Raw genomic sequence first — 17147 nt, 5'->3', positions numbered from 1 at the left:
GTGAAGCGCTTCCTTTCACCGGCAGGAACGTGCCGGACGATCCGAGTGAAGGAGCGACAGGCACGTATCCGTGCCGGTCAGCGGACGGCGGCTCGGTCGCGGGGGCGCCGGGCTGTCGTCCGTGTGAGTGAACCGTAAACGGCTTTCATCTTGCTGCCAAGGCGGGGCAGCTTCCAACCTCGCCGACGGGGTACGCATTCCGGTCACTCGGGCACGCTCAGCCATCAATCGACGCGTCGGTGAACCCTTGTGCGTCGGGTTGTTGACGTTTCCCGTGCTGGGGAGGCATCGCGAGCGGGATGTCCGGACGTCACTCGCTATGCTGACCCCGACGCACGCGCCCCTGTAGCTCAGCTGGCCAGAGCACTCGCCTTGTAAGCGAGATGTCGCCGGTTCGATCCCGGCCGGGGGCTCCATATCCACAAGGCTTTCCCGGCTCCGCAGAGCGCGCTCACCGCGGCGCTCGGGTGCGCCGCGCGGCGACGTAGCGGCGCATCTTCTCGGCGGTGCCGCAGTCGTCCATGCTGCACCAGCGGCGACTGCGGTTCTTGCTCTCGTCGTAGAAGACGAAGCGGCAGCCCCCGCAGCCCTTGATCCGGTCCAGTGCACCCGTGGTGAGCAGTTGGACCGCCGCGTGCACCACCGGCCGTAGTGGTCGGGCGAGCGTCCGGTCGTCCCGCCACACCCACGCGAACGTGCTCCCGCCCGCGAGCTGTGCGTGGCCGAGCGCGTCGGCTTCGTCGTCGCGCAGTCGCGCCAGTGCGGGCGTGTTCGGAGACCGGCCGGCGGCCAGCGACCGGAACACCTCGTCGAGGCAGTCGCGGGTGCCCAGTGCTCGGGAGAAGGCAGCGCGGGCGCCGTCCGGATCGTTGCGGGACAGCCGGCGTAACGCGGTCGCCTCTGTTTCGGTGAGGGCGCCCGCGTGCACGCCCCAGGCGACCAGCTCCGGATAGCCGGTGAGCACGTCGTCGTCCGAGGGCCCGCTGGGTGGACCGGTGCGGGTGTTGACGAAGTCCAGGGCGAGGTTGCCGCCCACCAGGTGCATCCGCGTGACGTCCTCGACTGTTTCCATCAAAACGCACTTTACCAGTTGACCCTGGTGGTGGGCATCACTAGCCTGTTGCTGGCGTACACGGTTTAGCTGGTAACAGTTGGGAGAGCGGATGAGCCACCGACGAGCAGTGGGAGCTTTGCTCGGCCTGTCCGGCGGGACCTTCCTCTACACCACCGCCGAGGCGCTGCCGATCGGCCTGCTGCTCCCGATGGCCGCGGACCTCGCCGTCTCGCCGTCGCAGGTGGGCATGCTCGTCACCGCGTACGGCGCGGTGGTCGTCGTCGCGTCGATCCCGTTGACGGCGCTGGCCAGGAGGATCCCGCGCCGGCGACTCCTGTCGGCGCTCCTGGCCGGCTTCGTCGTCAGCACCGCGATCACGGTGTTCGCGAGCACATTCGCGCTGCTGCTGGCGGCCAGGATGGCAACCGCGGCGACGCACGCCCTGTTCTGGGCGGTGGTGGTGCCGGCCGCGGCCGAGCTGTTCCGACCCGGGCTCCGTGGGCGGGTGGTCGCGGTCGTCTTCGCCGGCGGCAGCGTCGCCCTGGTCCTGGGGGTGCCGGCGGGCACCTGGCTGGGCGAACGCGCCGGCTGGCGGATCTCGTTCCTGGCGGTGGCCGGGCTCGGCGCGATCGTGCTCGTCGCGGTGGCCGCGCTCCTGCCGTCGACGCCGCCCGACGAGGGACACGCCGCCCGGGGCGCGACACCCGACGCCCACCGCTTCTGGCTGCTGGTCGCGGTGGCCATCCTGACGACCGCCGGTGCCATCGCCGCGTACACCTATGTCGCGCTCTTCGTCACCGAGGTCAGCGGGTTCGCCGCCTCGTCGGTCGGTGCCATCCTGCTGGCGCGCGGCGTCGCCAGCGTGCTCGGCATCCTCGCCGTCGGAGCGGTGGTGGACCGCAGCCCGTGGCTCGCCCTGGTCGCGACCATCGCGCTGCAGTCGGTGGCACTGCTCGGGCTGTACGCGATCGGCCACCGGCCGGCGGCCGCCGTGGTCCTGCTCGCGCTGGCCGGGCTGGCGTTCGCGGCGTTCACCGCGGTGCTCGGTGGCGTCGTGCTGCAGGTGGCGCCCGGCCGTTCCGACCTCGCCGCCGCCACCGTCTCCGCCGCCGTCAACGTCGGCATCACCGGTGGTGCCCTGGTCGCCGGCCTCGCGCTACCGGGCCACGGCGTGCACAGCACGGTGCTGCTCGGTGCCCTGCTCGGCGTCGTCGCTCTGCTGCTGGTCGCCGCCACGGCTACCGCGGGTGGGCGGCGCACAGCCGGCACGCGTGCGAACGCTCCGGCGACCCACGGCGCGCACGCGCCACACGACCGGACGGCGAAGTACCCGGCGTAGCCTGGGGCCGGGCAGCGAGCGGGGGCGGGACGGGGGCCGATGAGTCGCGCGGTGGAGGAGTCGAACCGGGCGATGCTGCGTGCACGGGACGCGATGGACCGGGCGTACGCCGAGGCTCTGGACATCCCCGCGCTGGCCCGGATCGCGCACGTCTCCGAGGCGCACTTCATCCGTACCTTCCGGGCCACGTTCGGCGAGACCCCGCACCGCTACCTGCAACGTCGCCGGGTGGAGCGGGCGATGGCGTTGCTGGTGGAGACCGACCGGGACGTCACCGACATCTGCTACGCCGTCGGGTTCAGCAGCCTGGGTACGTTCAGCCGGACGTTCCGGCAGATCGTCGGCACGTCACCCTCGGACTTCCGGCGTCAACGCGTCGCACCTGTCGACGTGCCGTCGTGCTTCGCCAAAGCCTGGACCCGACCCAGCAGTTTTGGATAAGCAGCAGGTCACGGTCGGCCTCTAACGTCATGGGCATGACGATGAACGCGATCAGCCGCTCCCAGATCTACGTCCTCGACCAGGACGAAGCGCTCGACTTCTACGTGCACAAGCTCGGCATGGAGGTCAACACCGACCAGGATCTCGGCTTCATGCGGTGGCTGACGGTGAACCTGCCCGGCGACCCGGAGCGGGAGATCCTGCTGGAGAAGCCGGGCCCGCCGGCACTGGACCCGGCCACCGCCGAGCAGGTCCGCGAGCTGCTCACCAAGGGTGCGCTCGGTGGGTACCTATTCATGACCACCGACGACGCCCGCAAGACGCACGAGGACCTGGTGGCGAAGGGCGTCGAGATCACCGACGAGCCGACCGAGCGCCCGTACGGGATCGACTTCGGCATCCGGGACCCGTTCGGTAACCGGATCCGTATCGGCCAGATGTTCCCGCGGCACTAGCGGAACCGACGCGGGTCGAGACCATCTCGTTTGCTGTGTTGCGATGGGCGGCATGGTGACCCGCGTGCTGTACCTGACCCGCCACGCCGAGCAGGATCTGACCGAGCCGGGGGAGCCGGATGCCGGGGAACCGGACACCGGCCTCACCGAGCGCGGTCGGCGGCAGGCCATCCTGCTCGGCGAACGTCTGCGGGGCCGTCGGTTCGCCGCCGTCCACCACGGGCCGCTGCGCCGGGCCGCGCAGACCGCCGAGCTGGTCGCCACGTCGCTGCCCGACGTTCCGGTGTACGCGACGGAGTTGGCCGGTGACCACCTCCCACACGACACGGACCCAGCCGACCTGCCCCCGGCGTACGCGAAGTTCCTGGCCCAGTTCACGGCGGCCGAGCGGGTCGACGGGCCGCGGGTGACGGCGGCTGCGGTGCGCCGGTTCGCCGGGCCGGTCGGCGAGGCAGCCGCCGACGACGAGCCGGTGCGCGAGTTGGTCGTGACGCACACCTTCCTGATCGCCTGGCTGGTGCGGCACGCCCTCGACGCGCCGGAGCGGCGCTGGCTGGGCCTGAACCTGCACAACGCGGGGTTGACCGTGATTCGGTACAGCCAGGCCGGCCCGCCGAATCTGGTCGCCGTCAACGACGTGGCGCACCTTCCGCCCGAGTTGCGGGGCACCGGCCTGCCCGCGGACTACCTGGTCTGAGTGCCGGTGGTGCGCAGCAGCAGCTTGACCAGCGCCTGGGTGGCCGGCGGCGGGGGAGCGTCGGCCGGACAGTCGACGTACCCGGTCTCGGTGCCGCCCACCGTGAGCAGGTAGCTGAGCGCGTCCGAGCAGACTGTCGCGCGGGTCGGTTGCCGCGCCTCGGCGGCCAGCCGGGGGTCGGCGGCGAGCCCGGTCAGGCGGCCCAGGTCGGCGGGGGTGAGCCGGCCGGTACGCCGACTGCCGGCCCGGTCCACCGCGGTCCACTGACCGTCCGGCTCGACGGTCACGGAGTCACCACGACCGGCGAAGCCGCCGGAGGTGCGCAGGATCACCCGGGTCGGCGCGCCACCGGTCCCGGGGCCGACGGTGGCGACGACGGTCGGCGGGGTGACGGTGCCGTTCGGCGGGGTGGCGATGACTGTCGGGCCGGCAGCGGCGGTGACCGGGGGCGGGAGCGGGGTGGGGGCTCGGTCGACGCCGGTGCAACCGGTCAGGACGGCGGTCAGGAGCGCGATCGCGACGGCGGTCGCCGATACCTGTCTCATCTCCGTCGGACGCACCACCCCAAGCAACGGTTCCCCACCCCACCCCGGACGGAAGCGGTGGAAGCCGTTTCTGGCAATCTTGGACAGTTTCCGTTACGAGCTAACGGAAACTGTCCAAGATTGCTTCAGAATCGTGGCGGCGGGGACGGGGGAGGGGTGGACGTGTCGGACGCGGAGTTGACAGTCGAGGTGACCGGACCGGTCGCGACCGTGGTGATCCACAATCCGGCCCGGCGCAACGCCATGACCGCCACCATGTGGCGTCAACTCCCCGAGCTGCTCGACCGGCTGGAACCCGACCCCGACGTCCGGGCGTTGGTGCTCACCGGCGCGGGCGACGCGTTCTGCGCTGGTGCGGACCTGGGTGATCTGGCCGAGCTGTTGGACGCCGGTGACACAAGCATCGCGGTGGCCGCCGAGGAACGGCTGGCCAACTTCGCCAAGCCGACGATCGCTGCCATCAGGGGTGCCTGCGTCGGCGGCGGCGCCCAGCTCGCGGTCGCCTGCGACCTGCGGATCGCCGGGGACGACGCCCGTTTCGGCGTACCGCCGGCCCGGCTCGGGCTGGTCTATCCGGCGCCGACCACCCGCCGGCTGGCCGGGCTGGTCGGCCCGTCCGCGGCCAAGCACCTGCTGTTCACCGCCGAGCTGATCGACACCGAGCGCGCCCTGCGGATCGGCCTGGTCGACGAGGTGTTGCCGGCCGACCGGCTCGCCGCGCGGGTGGACGAACTGACCGCGACGATCGCCCAGCGGTCACCGCTGAGCGTCGCCGCCGCGAAGGAGATCGTCGACGACCGGGCCGGGCCGGCGCGGATCGCCTGGTGGCACCGGAAGGTGTCGACCACCGGCGAGGCCCGGGAAGGCGTCGCGGCGATGGCCGAGCGGCGTACGCCCCGCTTCGCCTGGCGGCCACCGACCGGCGACTGACGGGACGGTGGTCGCACTTCGATCCCACTCATCGCGACACCTCGATCCGGGGTGGTCCGCTGCCGGCCGGTACGGCAGGCTGTCCGTCGTGCAGCGTGATCAGTTGCTTGCGGGCCGCTATCGGCTCTTGGAGCGCCTCGGCAGTGGCGGCATGTCGGTGGTGCACCGGGCTTACGACGAGGTGCTCGAACGGGATGTCGCGGTGAAGGTGCTCGTCGCCTCGGACACCTTCGCTCGGCAGCGGATTCGCGCCGAGGCCAAGGCGGCTGCCCGCCTGTCGCATCCACACGTCACAGGCGTGTACGACTATGGCGAGTCGCCGCTGGACGGTTCCCCGGTCCCGTTCGTGGTGATGGAGTTGCTCGGCGGTCTCACTCTCGAACAACGGCTGGCGACCGGGCCGTTGCCGCCGCGTGCCGGCTTACGGGTCTGCGCCGAGGTGGCCTCCGCTCTCACGGCCGCGCACGCACAGGGGTTGGTGCACCGCGACATCAAGCCGAGCAACGTGATGCTCACGCCGACCGGCGCCAAGGTGCTCGACTTCGGCATCGCGGCCGTCGCCGGCGAGTCGGAGATCGACTTCGAGGGGCGGCTGCTGGGCACTCCGGCCTACCTCGCGCCGGAGCGACTGGAGGCCGGCGAGGTGCTGCCGGCCTGCGACGTGTACGCCCTGGGCCTGCTGCTGCACCGGGTGCTCACCGGCCGGCTGCCGTGGTCGGCCGAGACGCAGACCGGGATGCTCCGCGCGCACACGCACGTCGAGCCGGGCCCGCTGCCGGAGATCGACGGCGTGCCGCCCGAGGTCCACCGGCTCTACCGCTGGTGTCTGGCCCGCGACCCCGCCGACCGGCCACCGGCCGCCGAGGCGGCCCGCATCCTGCTCACCGCCATGAGCGGAGCAACGGCCGAGGAAACGGGCGTCAGCCCGGCACCGGGAGCAGGCGCAGAGAAAACGGGCGTCACCGCGGCACCGGAGGCCGGCTCAGCCGAGCCGACCGGCACCGGGACCGTCGACTCGGCCGGGCCGACGAGACATCCGTCGTGGCGTCGGCGTCGGCGGCTGACCATCCTGGCGATTGGCGGCGCGGTGCTCACCGCGATCACGATGGCCGGGTCGCTCGGCGACTTCGACAATCGTCGACCGGGGCAGGGTGCTCCGTCGACCGGCCAGGGCCCGGGCACCACCGCCGTGGGGATGCCGGGCGCCGTGGAGCCGGCCGACGAGATCACGACCGGGCCGTCCGCCGTCCCGTCGGCCCAGGAGACCGCGCCTGGTGGCCGGACCGGCCCCCCGACCGGTCCGGACCCGACGGCGACCCCCGCCCCGACAGCGGCCCCGACCGCCACCGCGCCCGGCCCGACGTCGACCACGCCCGGCCAGGCCGCGCCGACGCCCACCCTTTCCGCGGACGTGCCCGTGCAGGCGCGCGGAGGGACGATCACCGTCCGTTGCGTAGGAAAGTCGGCCGAGGTGCTCGCGGTGGCACCCGCGCCCGGGTTCCGGGCGGAGGCGTACGACCCGGGCCCGGCGAAACAGATCCGGGTCGAGTTGACGTCCACCGAGCACCGCAGCGAGATCCGGGTGAACTGCCCCAACGGCCGTCCGACCCCGCAGGTGAAGGAACGCGCCGTCTGACCGGGGGCCGACGGGTGCCGCGCCCCGGGGCGTGCCCGGAACGCGGCCCCCCGTTCCCGCCGGCCGGTCGGTCACCGCCCGTCCAGCGCCCCCCAGCCGGGGGTCACCGGCTCCCGGCGCAGCGGCATGCCCGCCTCCGCCGGCGTCCGGTCACCCTTGCGCTGGTTGCAGCCGTAGCAGGCGGCGGTGGTGTTCCGCCAGGTGTTCCGGCCGCCGCGCGAGCGGGGCAGGATGTGGTCGATGGTGGAGGCCGGGCCACCGCAGTACGCGCAGCACCTGTCGTCGCGGCGCAGCACCCCGGAGCGGGACCAGGCCGGCCCGGAGTTGAACCTCCACCGGGTGACCACGTAGCGGACCAGCCGCACCACCCGCGGCATCGGGAAGACCCCGATCACCTGGTCCGGCTCGGCCTCGTGGATCTCGGCGACCCGGCGGCAGAGCATCCGCACGGCGTGTTGAACGGTGACCCGGTGCAGCGGGCCGAGGTCGGCGTTGACGACGAGGACGGCGTCCACCGGGACTCCTTTCACGATGGTGACGGACAGCGAAGAGCCGCCCGGTCCGGCTGGTGGACGGGGCGGCTCGGCGCGTACGGGGACGCGTCAGTCGGGCCGGCCCGCCCGGGGACCTTCCGCTCGGCAACCGTCGCCGGGCAGCGTCGACGGCACGGTGGTGACGTGCGACATCGTCATGCTCTGCTCCCGTGGCGGTGGTTGACCTTGCCCGCTCACGGTAGGTCGGGGCGGGACAGACGGGCAACGTATTTCGATCGGTCGCCCGGCTCCTCCGGACGGCGCTGACGGCGGGTCCGGGGGGCGACGACCACCGAGCGCCGGGCGGTGGTCAGCGGCCGGTTCAGCCGCAGGGCCATTCGCGCGGTGAGTTCGCTGTCCAGCAGGGGCCGGTTGACCTCGCTGGCGACGGCCAGTGCCGGCCCGGAGACCGACCGCCAGATCGCGGCCAGCCCGGCGCCGAGGCCCACCAGGGCGACGGTGGCCCGGGTGGTCGGTGAGCCGGCTGCCGCGGCGGCGCTCACGCCGACCACCGCGAAGAGCACCAACAGCAGGGGTACGAGGACGGGCCAGAAGATGCCCCGCGCCGCCTGCGCCACCAACCGCCGATCCCGGATGATCAGGTTGCGGGCGATCACCGCGTAGTCCTCCTCGTCGAGCAGGTCGCGGGGGTGCAGGCCGCCGGTGAGCACGTCCCGCCAGAGGTCACCCTGGCCTCGCAGGGCCCGGCTCAGCTCGGCGGGCGCCGGCTCGGCCGGGTCCCCGTGGCCGGCCCGGTCCACAGCCGTCGCCCAGGCGGCCAGCGACCGGCGCACCACCGCGGCCGAGTACGGCGGCAGCACGCTGGCCAGCTCGTCCAGCCAGCGGCTGATCTGGATCTGCCGCCCACCGAACTGCCGCAGCAACTGGGCGGCGTCGCCGGCTCGGACGGTGTCGGCCACTGATCGACCCAACCGGTAGGCCAGCCCGACCCGGTGGTTGGTGGCCATCGCCCAGCGCAGCACCTCGACGTTGAGGTCGTCCAGGGCGAGCAGCAGCGGCACCGGATCGGCGGGGTCGGGCGGGCCCAGGGCGGGCAGCAGGGCCCGGGCGGCCGACGTGTCGGGCACCGGCCCGGTGTGCCGGGTGAGTTCGGCGATCTGGGCCAGCGCGACGTCCACCCCGTCGAGGTACATGCGCATGCGCCGGTGGGGGGACATCTCGGTGAGGTTGGAGAGCTTGGCCGGCGGTACGGATGGACGGGCCTTGGCGGGTACGCCGAGTTCCGCGTGCTGCCCGTGGTGGTAGGCGTCCGCCATCCACCAGCCCAGGCGCAGTGCGGTGACGATGCAGGCCCGTTCGTCGCGGATCAGTGGGGACGCGTCGTCGTGGCCGATCTCGCCGATCGGTGGGCGGTTCTCCGCGCCGGCGCGGTGCAGTGGTGACATCCCCCGCTGCCCTCCCGCCCGGCCGATCGACGGTTGATCAACCAAGCGTACGGCAGCGTACCCATGCTTATGTTGTGTTTTGTCGCTTTGGGGTGCGGCGACCGGCCAGCAGCCCCCGGGGCCGGACCGAGCGCACCGGCTCCGCCACGCCGCCCTCGGCGCGCAGGATGTGGTTCGCGGCGATGATGCCCGTCGCCGCGGAGCGTTCCATCAGCGCGCTCGGGAAGTCCGTGGCGATACCGTCGCCGGCCAGGTAGAGGCCGGACGCGTCGGTGCGTACCCCCGGTCGCCAGGCGTGGCTGCCCGGCGTGAACGCCGGCGCCTGCGCCTCCACCCGGGCCCGCAGCTCGCGAACCCGCAGGTCACCGGCCTCCGGCCAGAGCGCGACAAGCTCGCGGCGCATCCGCTCGGCCAACTCCTCGGCCGGCACCCCCGGCTCGCAGGCGTACGCGTGCAGCTCGATGACCGACCCGCCGGTCTGCCGCGCCCACCGCCGAGACTCGTTCTCCAACCGGTGGTAGAGCGTCACCGAGTCCAGCGTGGGCTGGCGGGACACGCCGCTGAACACCGCCCGCTCGGCGGCCACGTCCCCGGCACACCAGTACCGGGCCACCGCGTACGGCGGGCCGGGCCGGCCGAAGGCGGGCATCCGTGCCGCCAGCTCCGGTGCCCGCTCGACCAGGTCGGGGGAGGCCGCGACGAGCGCGGCGAGTGCCGGCGGGTCGACGGCCAGCACCACGTGGGCCGCCGGGTGGCTGCCGCCGTCGGTGGTCGTCACCCGCCAGCCGTCGGCGTCGGAGTGCACCCCGGTCGCGGCGCAGCCGGTGAGCACCCGGCCGCCGTGCTTCTCCACGTGCCGGGTCAGCGGCTCCCAGATCGCCGTGGCGTAGTCCTCGTCCGGGCAGTCGAACGCCAGCCCCTCCGGGTTGCCGAGCAGGTAGAAGTGGAACTGGGCGACCATCTCGGCGGCCGACATCTCCGCCTCGTGGTTGAAGAACGAGTGCGAGAAGACCTCGAACAGCATCGCCCGCGCCCGGTCCGGCAACCCCAGCGACGCCAACAGCTCGTCGGCGGTGGTGTCGTCCAACTCGGCGTAGGTGCGGACCGGGTCGTAGCTGAGCAGCGGCAGCGCGGCGTCCCGGTCCATCACCCGCAGGTCGGCCAGGCGCAGGCTGGGGCTGCGCAACAGCAGCGCGAGCAGGTTCGCCGGTGGCGCGGGTGGCAGCCTGCCGAACTCCTCGGTCGGCCACTGGGCACTGAGGATCGGATAACCCGCAATGGGCTTGAGGAAGCCCAGGTCGGGATCGATGCGGCGGAGGATCGACCGCCAGTTGTAGTACTGCCGGAAGAACGCGTGGAAACCATGCTCGATCTGCTGGGTGCCGTCGGCAAGCGCCTCCGGCCAGGCGCCCAGTCGGCCGCCGAGCGTCGGCGCGGCCTCCAGCACGGTGACCGCGACACCCCGCTCGGCCAACACCACCGCCGCCGACACGCCGGCGATGCCGCCACCCACCACAAGCGCCGAGGTCGGTCGCGGCACCCGCTCCGCGCCACCGCCGCCCGGGTCCACCAGGTGCTGCCGTACGCCGACGAGCCGGCCCACCACCTGCGACAGCGCCATGGACACCTACCTCTCTGCGGCCCAGTCTCCCCTACGGAAGGCAGCGGCGCGCGCGGTCGGAGGCGGGCCAGACGTACTCCAGATCCGCTGGGACGTCGTCGCCGAAGAGGGGCCGGTAGTGCTCGGGGTCCTTGCGGACCAGCGACGAGCGGTGGCTCAGGTGCAGGTCGTCGCGGCCCAGCCACGGTGGCAGCTCGCCAACCCGGGCCAGCTCGTCCTGGGTCCGTACGACGCCGGCCCCGCAGGCGGCGGCCAGGTCGACGGTCATCGTGGTGGCGCAGGTGTCGGCCCGCCCCGGCTCGGTCCACACCGCGCACATGTCCAGCCCGTAGCGGGTCAACGCCTCCTCGTACCCGGCCCACATCTTCACCGCCGGGTGGTTGCGCCACCCGTACCCGGGTCGGGTGAGCCCGCGCAGCACCTGGATGGCCTCCACCCGCTGCTTGCCCAGCCGCTTCTGGTCCAGCGTCCGGGCGCTGGCCAGGAAGTCCGGGTACGGGAGGAACGTCTGCATGCGGCTGCACTACCCGTCGCCGGAGCGGGCATGCCCGGTCGGGGGATGATCCGGACGGGGTCGCCCACCGTGACCGTGCTGATTACGATCCGGGCATGGCGGAGCCGTGGCGGGACCGGGCGCGACGAGCGGTCGAGTGGAACTGGCGGCTGCGCTCCGCCGGTGATCCGCGCCCGCACTACGTGATCTGCGGCAAGGACGCGCTCGCCTACTACGTGGCCCGGGCGCTGCTCGAATCCGAGCTGCCGGCGGGTGGGGCCCGGGTGACAGTCGTGGTGCCGAGGCGCTACCGCAGCAACGGCCCGGACGTGGCGGGGCTGCGCGGGGTCCGGGTGATCCGCTCGGATCGGCTCGACGTGTCCACCTTCGAGGCCGCCGGCCTGTCCGGGGCGACCGGGCTGGCCCTGCTGCACCAGGACGACGTCGGCAACCTGCACGCGGCGCTCTGCGCGCAGGCCGTCGACCAGCAGGTCCGCCAGGTGCTGCGGATGTTCAACGGCACCCTCGCCGACGGCGTACGCAAACTGATCAAGGCGCCGGTCGAGGTGCTCTCCGATGCCGAGATGGCCGCGCCGGCCTTCGTGGCCGCAGCCCTCGGCGAGGTCGACCCCAGCTCCTTCCAACACCGGGACAAGACGCTCCGGGTGGCGCGGCGGGCCGACGTCCGCCCGCAGGACGTGGTCTGCGCCCTGGCCCACCTCACCGAGGCGCAGGGGGTGGAGCTGCTGCCGGCCGACCAGGCTGGCGCCGACCTGGTGCTCGCCGAGGCGACCGGGCAGCCGCCGGGCACCGAGGTCGCCGCCCGTCGGCTGGTCCGGGCCCGCCGGCGACGTCGCCCGGTCACGGTGCTGCTGAAAGCGGTACGCGGCTTCGCGACCCGCAAGATCGGCGTCGCGGTGATGCTGGTGCTCGCGGTGATCGCGGTGCTGGGGGCGCTGATCTCCCGCACCGAGGACGCCTCCCCGCTGGAAGCGCTGTACCTGACCCTGGTCACCACGCTCAGCGGCGCCGACCCGGACACCACCAAGCCGGCCGGCGCGCAGATCATGCAGGTGGTGCTCAACCTGGCCGGCTTGGCGCTGATCCCGCTGATCACCGCGGTCGTGGTGGACGGCATCGTCAACGCCCGACTGGCCCTGCACACCGGCCGGGTGCAGCCCGCGCGGGCCGGGCACGTCGTGCTGATCGGCCTGGGCAACGTCGGCACCCGCGTGATGGCGCAACTCCGTGAGTACGACGTCGAGGTGGTGGCGATCGACAAGGAGCCGGATCCACGCGGCGGTGCCCTGGCCCGTCAGCTGGAGGTGCCGCTCATCGTCGGTGACGCCGCGCTGCCGGAGACGCTCGTCGCCGCGTCGGTGGCCGACTGTCAGGCGCTGGTGGTGGCGTCCACCGACGACGTGGCGAACCTGGAGGCGGCGCTCGCCGCCCGGGAACTCCGCGACGACCTGCGGGTGGTGCTCCGACTCTTCGACGGTGACTTCGCCGAACGGGTGGAGGAGACCTTCGCCCTCGGGGTGTCCCGGTCGGTCTCCTACCTGGCCGCCCCGGCCTTCACCGGGGCGCTCACCGAACGCGCGGTGATCACCACGATCCCGGTCGACAGGCATGCGCTGCCGGTCGCCGAGGTGCCGGTCGCCGCAGGCTCCGAGCTGGACGGCCGACCGTTGGACGTGGTCAACCGGGACGGGCAGGTCCGGCTCATCGCCCGGACCCCGGCGGGCGGTGCCAGGACGATCTGGTGGAAGGACCTCGACCCCCGGCAGGTGATCTTCGCGGGCGACCGGTTGACGGTGGTCGCCCGTCGGCGCGGGTTGGACTGGCTGACGCGGCAGTGCGCCCCGCCGGCTCACCCGGTCCGGATTCCTCGGCCGGGCGGGGTTCCCGGGGGGTTGAAAACCCCGGTGGCGGCGTCTCCTCCGGTGCCCGGCCCGACGGACTCCGGGGTCGCCGCGTCCGCGCCCGGCGCGGCTCATCCCGTTCCCCCCGCCGAGGGCGTTTCTTCGACAACCAACGGCGGCCCACCTGACGAATTCGAGCTGACCCGCCGGCATGACGGGACCGGCGAGGTGAGCTAACGGTTTGTGCTGGCGTACGTTGTGCGTACACTCGGGGTGTGAGTGCGAAGGCGGAACGGCTACACCTACGGGTGGATGAGCAGCAGAAGGCGTTGTTGGAGGCGGCGAGTCAAGCCGCCGGGGACAGCGTCTCGACGTTCGTGTTGAAGGCGGCGACCGAAGCCGCGGCGGATGTGCTCGCCGACCGACGGGCGTTCCTGCTGGACGAGGACGCCTGGCGGGTCTTCGACGAGGCGTTGCAGGGGCCGGCGCAGGACGTCGCCGGGTTGCGGGAGCTGCTGACCGGTCCGACGGTGCTCGACCCGCCGACTGAGGGTGCGCCCCGGTGAGTTCCCGCTTCTCGGCGGTCGAGCCGCTGTCGGCCGAGTTCGCGGTGACGGGGTTCGACTGCGGCTCCCGGGCCCAGTCGGTGTGGCTGGTCGAGCATGCCCTGCAGGCCCATCGCGCGGGCCTGTCGCGGGTGTACGTGGTGCGGGACAACGAGCACCCCGACCAGCGAGTGGCCGGCTACTACGCCCTGGCTGCCGGGAGCGTCGCCCCCGCCGACGCGTCGCCCCAGCTGCGGCAGGGTGCCGGCCGTTACCACCAACCGGTGGTGATCCTGACCCGGCTCGGGGTCGATCGCAGTGCCCAGGGCGTCGGGTTGGGTCGGGCGCTCGTGGTCGATGCCCTGCGACGGATCGCGGCCGCCGGCGAGGTCATCGGCGTGCGGGCGGTGCTCATCCACTGCGAAACCGAAGCCGCCCGGGACTTCTACCAGCGACTGGCGAAGTTCGAGGCCAGCCCCACCGACCCCATGCACCTGCTGCTGCTGATGAAGGATCTCCGCCGCGCGCTCAGCGGCCGATCCTCCTGATCAGCAGGATCGGCGGATCGGTCGGCGGGAACCCGGCCGGCACTGCGCGACAATCGGTGCCATGCGTTTCCGCATCCTGGGGCCGACCCAGGTGGTGCTGGCCGACGGGCGCGAGATTCCCGTCGGCGGTCCGCGGCTGCGCGCACTACTGGCGCTGCTCCTGCTCGACGCGGGCCGGGTGGTCTCCGCCGAGCGGCTGATCGACAACCTGTACGGCGAGCACCCGCCCCGGGGTGCCGCCAACGCACTCCAGTCCCAGGTGTCGCGCCTGCGTCAGGCCCTGCCCGCCGAGCACACCCCGGTCGAGTTCCATCCGACCGGCTATCGGCTCGCCGTGGATCCCGCAGACGTCGACGCGTACCGGTTCGAACGGCTCGCCGAGGCGGGGCGCCGGGCGCTCGCTGACGGTGACTGGGCCCGCGCGGCGGCCGAGTTGCGGGCGGCGTTGGAGCTGTGGCGGGGTCCCGCCCTGGCCGACGTCGTCGACGTGGCCGGCGCACCCGCGCAGGCGGCCCGGCTGGACGAGCTGCGGTTGGCAGCCACCGACGATCGGATCGAGGCGGACCTGGCGTTGGGTGCGTCCGCCGCATTGGTCCCGGAGTTGCGGGAGTTGGTCGTCGCGCACCCGTTGCGGGAGCGGTCGCGGGGCCAGCTCATGCGTGCGCTGTCCGCACTGGGCCGGCCGGCCGAGGCGCTTGCCGAATTCGAGGCGGCCCGCCGCACGCTGGCCGAGGAACTCGGCGTCGGCCCGTCGCCGCAGTTGGCCGCGGTCCACCTGGCGGTGCTGCGTGGTGCGGACCGTGCGGACCGCCCGGCCGAACGCGCGGCGGCCGGACCGGCGCTGCCGAGCCAACTCACCACGTTCGTCGGGCGGGAGGAGGAACTCAAACGCGTCGGGGAGCTGCTCGGCGAGCGCAGACTTGTCACCCTCACCGGCCCCGGCGGAGCGGGGAAGACCCGGTTGGCGATCGAGGCGGCGGGCCGTTCGCACGGCGAGGTCCGCTTCGTCGAGCTGGCCGGGCTGGCCCACGGTTCGGACGTACCGCAGGCGGTGCTGAGCGCCCTCGGCCTGCGCGACGCGGGCCTGCGGGGAGGGGGCCTGCGCGACGCGGGCCTGCGGGGAGGGGGCCCGCGCGACGCGGGCCTGCGGGCCCCGGCCGAGCCGGGCCGGCAACCCACCGACCGGCTGGTCGAGGCGCTCGCCGAGCGGCCGCTGCTGCTCGTGCTCGACAACTGCGAGCACGTGGTCACCGACGCGGCCCGGCTGGCCGCACGGCTGCTCGGCGCGTGCCCGGCGCTGCGAGTCCTGGCCACCAGTCGTGAGCCGCTCGGGCTGGCCGGCGAGGCGTTGTGCCAGATGTCCGGGCTCACCCTGCCACCGCCCGACGCGACAGCGCTGGACGCCGACGACTACGCGGCGGTCAGCCTGTTCGCCCAGCGGGCCGCCGACGTCGCGCCCGACTTCACCGTCACACCGGCCAACGCCGAGCTGGTACTGCGAATCTGCCGCACCCTCGATGGTCTGCCGCTGGCGATCGAGCTGGCCGCCGCGCGACTGCGGGCGCTGTCGGTCGCCGAGGTGGCCGCCCACCTCGACGACCGGTTCCGGCTGCTGTCGATGAGCAGCCGGGCCGCGTCACCCCGGCACCGGACGCTCCGGGCGGTGGTCGAGTGGAGTTGGGACCTGCTCGACGATGCCGAGCGGACACTGGCCCGACGGCTGACCGTCTTCGCCGGCGGTGCCACGCTGGAGGCGGCCGGGCGCGTCTCCGAGATGCCCTCGGCCGAGTTCGTCGACGCGCTGACCGGTCTGGTCGACAAGTCCTTCGTGGAGTTGGCCGGAGGCCGTTACCGGATGCTCGAAACCGTGCGGGCCTTCTGCGCCGAACGCCTCGCCGAAGCCGGCGAGGCCGAGCGGCTGCGCCGCGCGCACACCGCGTACTTCCTGGAACTCGCCTGGACCGCCAGCGACCACCTGCGCCGAGTGGAGCAACTGCACTGGTTGCGACGGCTCGACGCCGAGCGGGACAACCTGCACGCGGCGTTGCGTCGTGCCACCGCGGCGGGTGACGCGTCCGAGGCCGCCGGCTTGGTCGCCGCCCTGTCGTTCTACTGGTGGTTACGCGGCATGCGTGGGGAAGGGGCCCGGCTGGCCGCCGACGTCCTCGACGTGCTCGGTGCCGAGGCGCCGCCCGGGTTGGGCGAGGAGTTCGCCCTCTGCGTCTACAACGCCTCGCTCGCCGGTTCCGGTCACCTGCCGTCGCTCGGCACGCAGGGGTCGGTGATCCGCAGCCTCGACCGGCCCCCTCGACAACCGTTCCTGCTGTACCTGTCGGGGATCTCGACCGGACCCCCGCCCGGCGGGCCCGACGACGTCGAAGAGCTGATGCGGGAGCTGCGGCGACTGGTCGGCCCGGACACCTGGATCAACGCGCTCGGCGCGATGGGACACGGCTCGGCGCAGATGTGGGGTGGCCAGTCGGACCGGGCCGGGGCCGCGCTGTCCGCCGCGCTCGACGGCTTCCGGAGCACCGGCGACCGGTGGGGTTCCATGATCACACTTGGCGCGCTCGGCGAGCTGGCCGCCTGGCGGGGTGACCCGGAGGCCGCGGGCGAGCACATGAACCAGGCCATGGGGTTGGCCGAGGAACTCGGCTCGGCCGTCGACCAGGCCGACATGCTGCGTACGCGGGGCGAGACAAGGCTGCGTGCCGGTGACCTCGCGGCGGCCCGGGACGACTTCGCCGGTGCGCTGCTCCTCGCGCAGGGCAGTGGGGCACCCGAGTTTGTGTCCGCCGCCCGGCTCGGCCTCGCCCAGGTGGCACGGCTGCGCGGTGATCTCGCCGAGACGAGGCGGCTCTGCGAAGCGGCGTTGGCCGGCGGGCTCACCGGCTGGTACGTCGGCGAGGCGACGCGCTCGGAGATCATCCTCCTTCTCCAGCAGATCACCGAGGAGGAGAAGGCCGGGGCCGTGAGCGGGCCCGGTGCGCCGCCGTCAGCGGACGGTGCGTGACCCGTCAGCGCCCGACCGCACCCTGGCGG

At 73.2% G+C, this 17147-nt stretch carries 16 protein-coding genes and 1 tRNA gene; 11 read left to right on the top strand and 6 right to left on the bottom strand.

The genetic code is table 11. The annotated features are described in order from the left end of the window. The first annotated feature begins 339 nt into the window (after nucleotides 1-339). Nucleotides 340-416: transfer RNA gene (locus ACGFIQ_RS16635), tRNA-Thr, on the top strand. Nucleotides 417-451: 35 nt separating this feature from the next. On the opposite strand, the gene ACGFIQ_RS16630 is transcribed toward ACGFIQ_RS16635, so the two are convergent. Further along, complete coding sequence (locus tag ACGFIQ_RS16630; protein WP_393244362.1) at nucleotides 452-1072, bottom strand: CGNR zinc finger domain-containing protein; 621 nt, start codon at nucleotides 1070-1072, stop codon at nucleotides 452-454. 91 nt (nucleotides 1073-1163) lie between these two features. Here ACGFIQ_RS16630 and ACGFIQ_RS16625 point away from each other — a divergent pair, with 91 nt between their 5' ends. The 4 genes from ACGFIQ_RS16625 to ACGFIQ_RS16610 are packed head-to-tail and all read left to right on the top strand — an operon-like array spanning nucleotide 1164 to nucleotide 3986. Further along, nucleotides 1164-2393 (top strand): MFS transporter, encoded by a 1230-nt coding sequence (locus ACGFIQ_RS16625; RefSeq protein WP_393244360.1) that lies wholly within the window; start codon nucleotides 1164-1166, stop codon nucleotides 2391-2393. A gap of 39 nt (nucleotides 2394-2432) precedes the next feature. Further along, entirely contained in the window at nucleotides 2433-2834 is a 402-nt protein-coding gene (locus ACGFIQ_RS16620) for an AraC family transcriptional regulator (protein WP_357068071.1), read from the top strand. 35 nt (nucleotides 2835-2869) lie between these two features. After that, entirely contained in the window at nucleotides 2870-3289 is a 420-nt protein-coding gene (locus ACGFIQ_RS16615; RefSeq protein ID WP_357068073.1) for a VOC family protein, read from the top strand. Between the two features lie 52 nt (nucleotides 3290-3341). Next, the gene (locus ACGFIQ_RS16610; protein WP_393244358.1) at nucleotides 3342-3986 is read left to right on the top strand and encodes a histidine phosphatase family protein; all 645 of its coding nucleotides are present in this window, start codon (nucleotides 3342-3344) and stop codon (nucleotides 3984-3986) included. On the opposite strand, the gene ACGFIQ_RS16605 is transcribed toward ACGFIQ_RS16610, so the two are convergent. Beyond that, nucleotides 3974-4531 (bottom strand): hypothetical protein, encoded by a 558-nt coding sequence (locus ACGFIQ_RS16605; RefSeq protein WP_393244356.1) that lies wholly within the window; start codon nucleotides 4529-4531, stop codon nucleotides 3974-3976. The genes ACGFIQ_RS16610 and ACGFIQ_RS16605 overlap by 13 nt on opposite strands. Nucleotides 4532-4693: 162 nt before the next feature. Here ACGFIQ_RS16605 and ACGFIQ_RS16600 point away from each other — a divergent pair, with 162 nt between their 5' ends. Further along, entirely contained in the window at nucleotides 4694-5461 is a 768-nt protein-coding gene (locus tag ACGFIQ_RS16600) for an enoyl-CoA hydratase/isomerase family protein (RefSeq protein WP_393244353.1), read from the top strand. 88 nt (nucleotides 5462-5549) lie between these two features. Then, a complete protein-coding gene (locus ACGFIQ_RS16595; RefSeq protein ID WP_393244351.1) occupies nucleotides 5550-7097 on the top strand; it encodes a serine/threonine-protein kinase in 1548 nt (515 codons plus the stop codon). A gap of 71 nt (nucleotides 7098-7168) precedes the next feature. Here the strand turns inward: ACGFIQ_RS16595 and ACGFIQ_RS16590 are convergent, their stop codons facing one another. The 4 genes from ACGFIQ_RS16590 to ACGFIQ_RS16575 form a co-directional block, all read right to left on the bottom strand. Continuing rightward, nucleotides 7169-7612, bottom strand: a complete 444-nt coding sequence (locus ACGFIQ_RS16590; protein WP_393244349.1) for an HNH endonuclease — start codon at nucleotides 7610-7612, stop codon at nucleotides 7169-7171. Between the two features lie 212 nt (nucleotides 7613-7824). After that, a complete protein-coding gene (locus ACGFIQ_RS16585; RefSeq protein WP_393244347.1) occupies nucleotides 7825-9036 on the bottom strand; it encodes a hypothetical protein in 1212 nt (403 codons plus the stop codon). A 67-nt stretch (nucleotides 9037-9103) separates the two neighbouring features. Beyond that, entirely contained in the window at nucleotides 9104-10657 is a 1554-nt protein-coding gene (locus ACGFIQ_RS16580; RefSeq protein WP_393244345.1) for an FAD-dependent oxidoreductase, read from the bottom strand. A gap of 31 nt (nucleotides 10658-10688) precedes the next feature. After that, nucleotides 10689-11171, bottom strand: coding sequence for an MSMEG_6728 family protein (locus ACGFIQ_RS16575; RefSeq protein WP_393244343.1), 483 nt, complete (start codon nucleotides 11169-11171; stop codon nucleotides 10689-10691). Nucleotides 11172-11266: 95 nt separating this feature from the next. On the opposite strand from ACGFIQ_RS16575, the gene ACGFIQ_RS16570 reads away from it, so the two are divergent. From ACGFIQ_RS16570 to ACGFIQ_RS16555, 4 genes are all read left to right on the top strand, one after another. Continuing rightward, the gene (locus tag ACGFIQ_RS16570) at nucleotides 11267-13249 is read left to right on the top strand and encodes an NAD-binding protein (protein ID WP_393244341.1); all 1983 of its coding nucleotides are present in this window, start codon (nucleotides 11267-11269) and stop codon (nucleotides 13247-13249) included. A gap of 38 nt (nucleotides 13250-13287) precedes the next feature. Beyond that, nucleotides 13288-13578 (top strand): DUF1778 domain-containing protein, encoded by a 291-nt coding sequence (locus tag ACGFIQ_RS16565; RefSeq protein WP_393244339.1) that lies wholly within the window; start codon nucleotides 13288-13290, stop codon nucleotides 13576-13578. Further along, a complete protein-coding gene (locus ACGFIQ_RS16560; RefSeq protein WP_393244337.1) occupies nucleotides 13575-14105 on the top strand; it encodes a GNAT family N-acetyltransferase in 531 nt (176 codons plus the stop codon). Before ACGFIQ_RS16565 ends, ACGFIQ_RS16560 begins: the two co-directional genes overlap by 4 nt. A 61-nt stretch (nucleotides 14106-14166) precedes the next feature. Then, entirely contained in the window at nucleotides 14167-17118 is a 2952-nt protein-coding gene (locus tag ACGFIQ_RS16555) for a BTAD domain-containing putative transcriptional regulator (RefSeq protein ID WP_393244335.1), read from the top strand. The last annotated feature ends 29 nt before the right edge of the window (nucleotides 17119-17147 follow it).

This window comes from Micromonospora sp. NPDC048898 (assembly GCF_043198035.1).
Classification (GTDB): Bacteria; Actinomycetota; Actinomycetes; order Mycobacteriales; family Micromonosporaceae; genus Micromonospora.
This window is presented reverse-complemented; position numbering and strand designations above follow the sequence as displayed.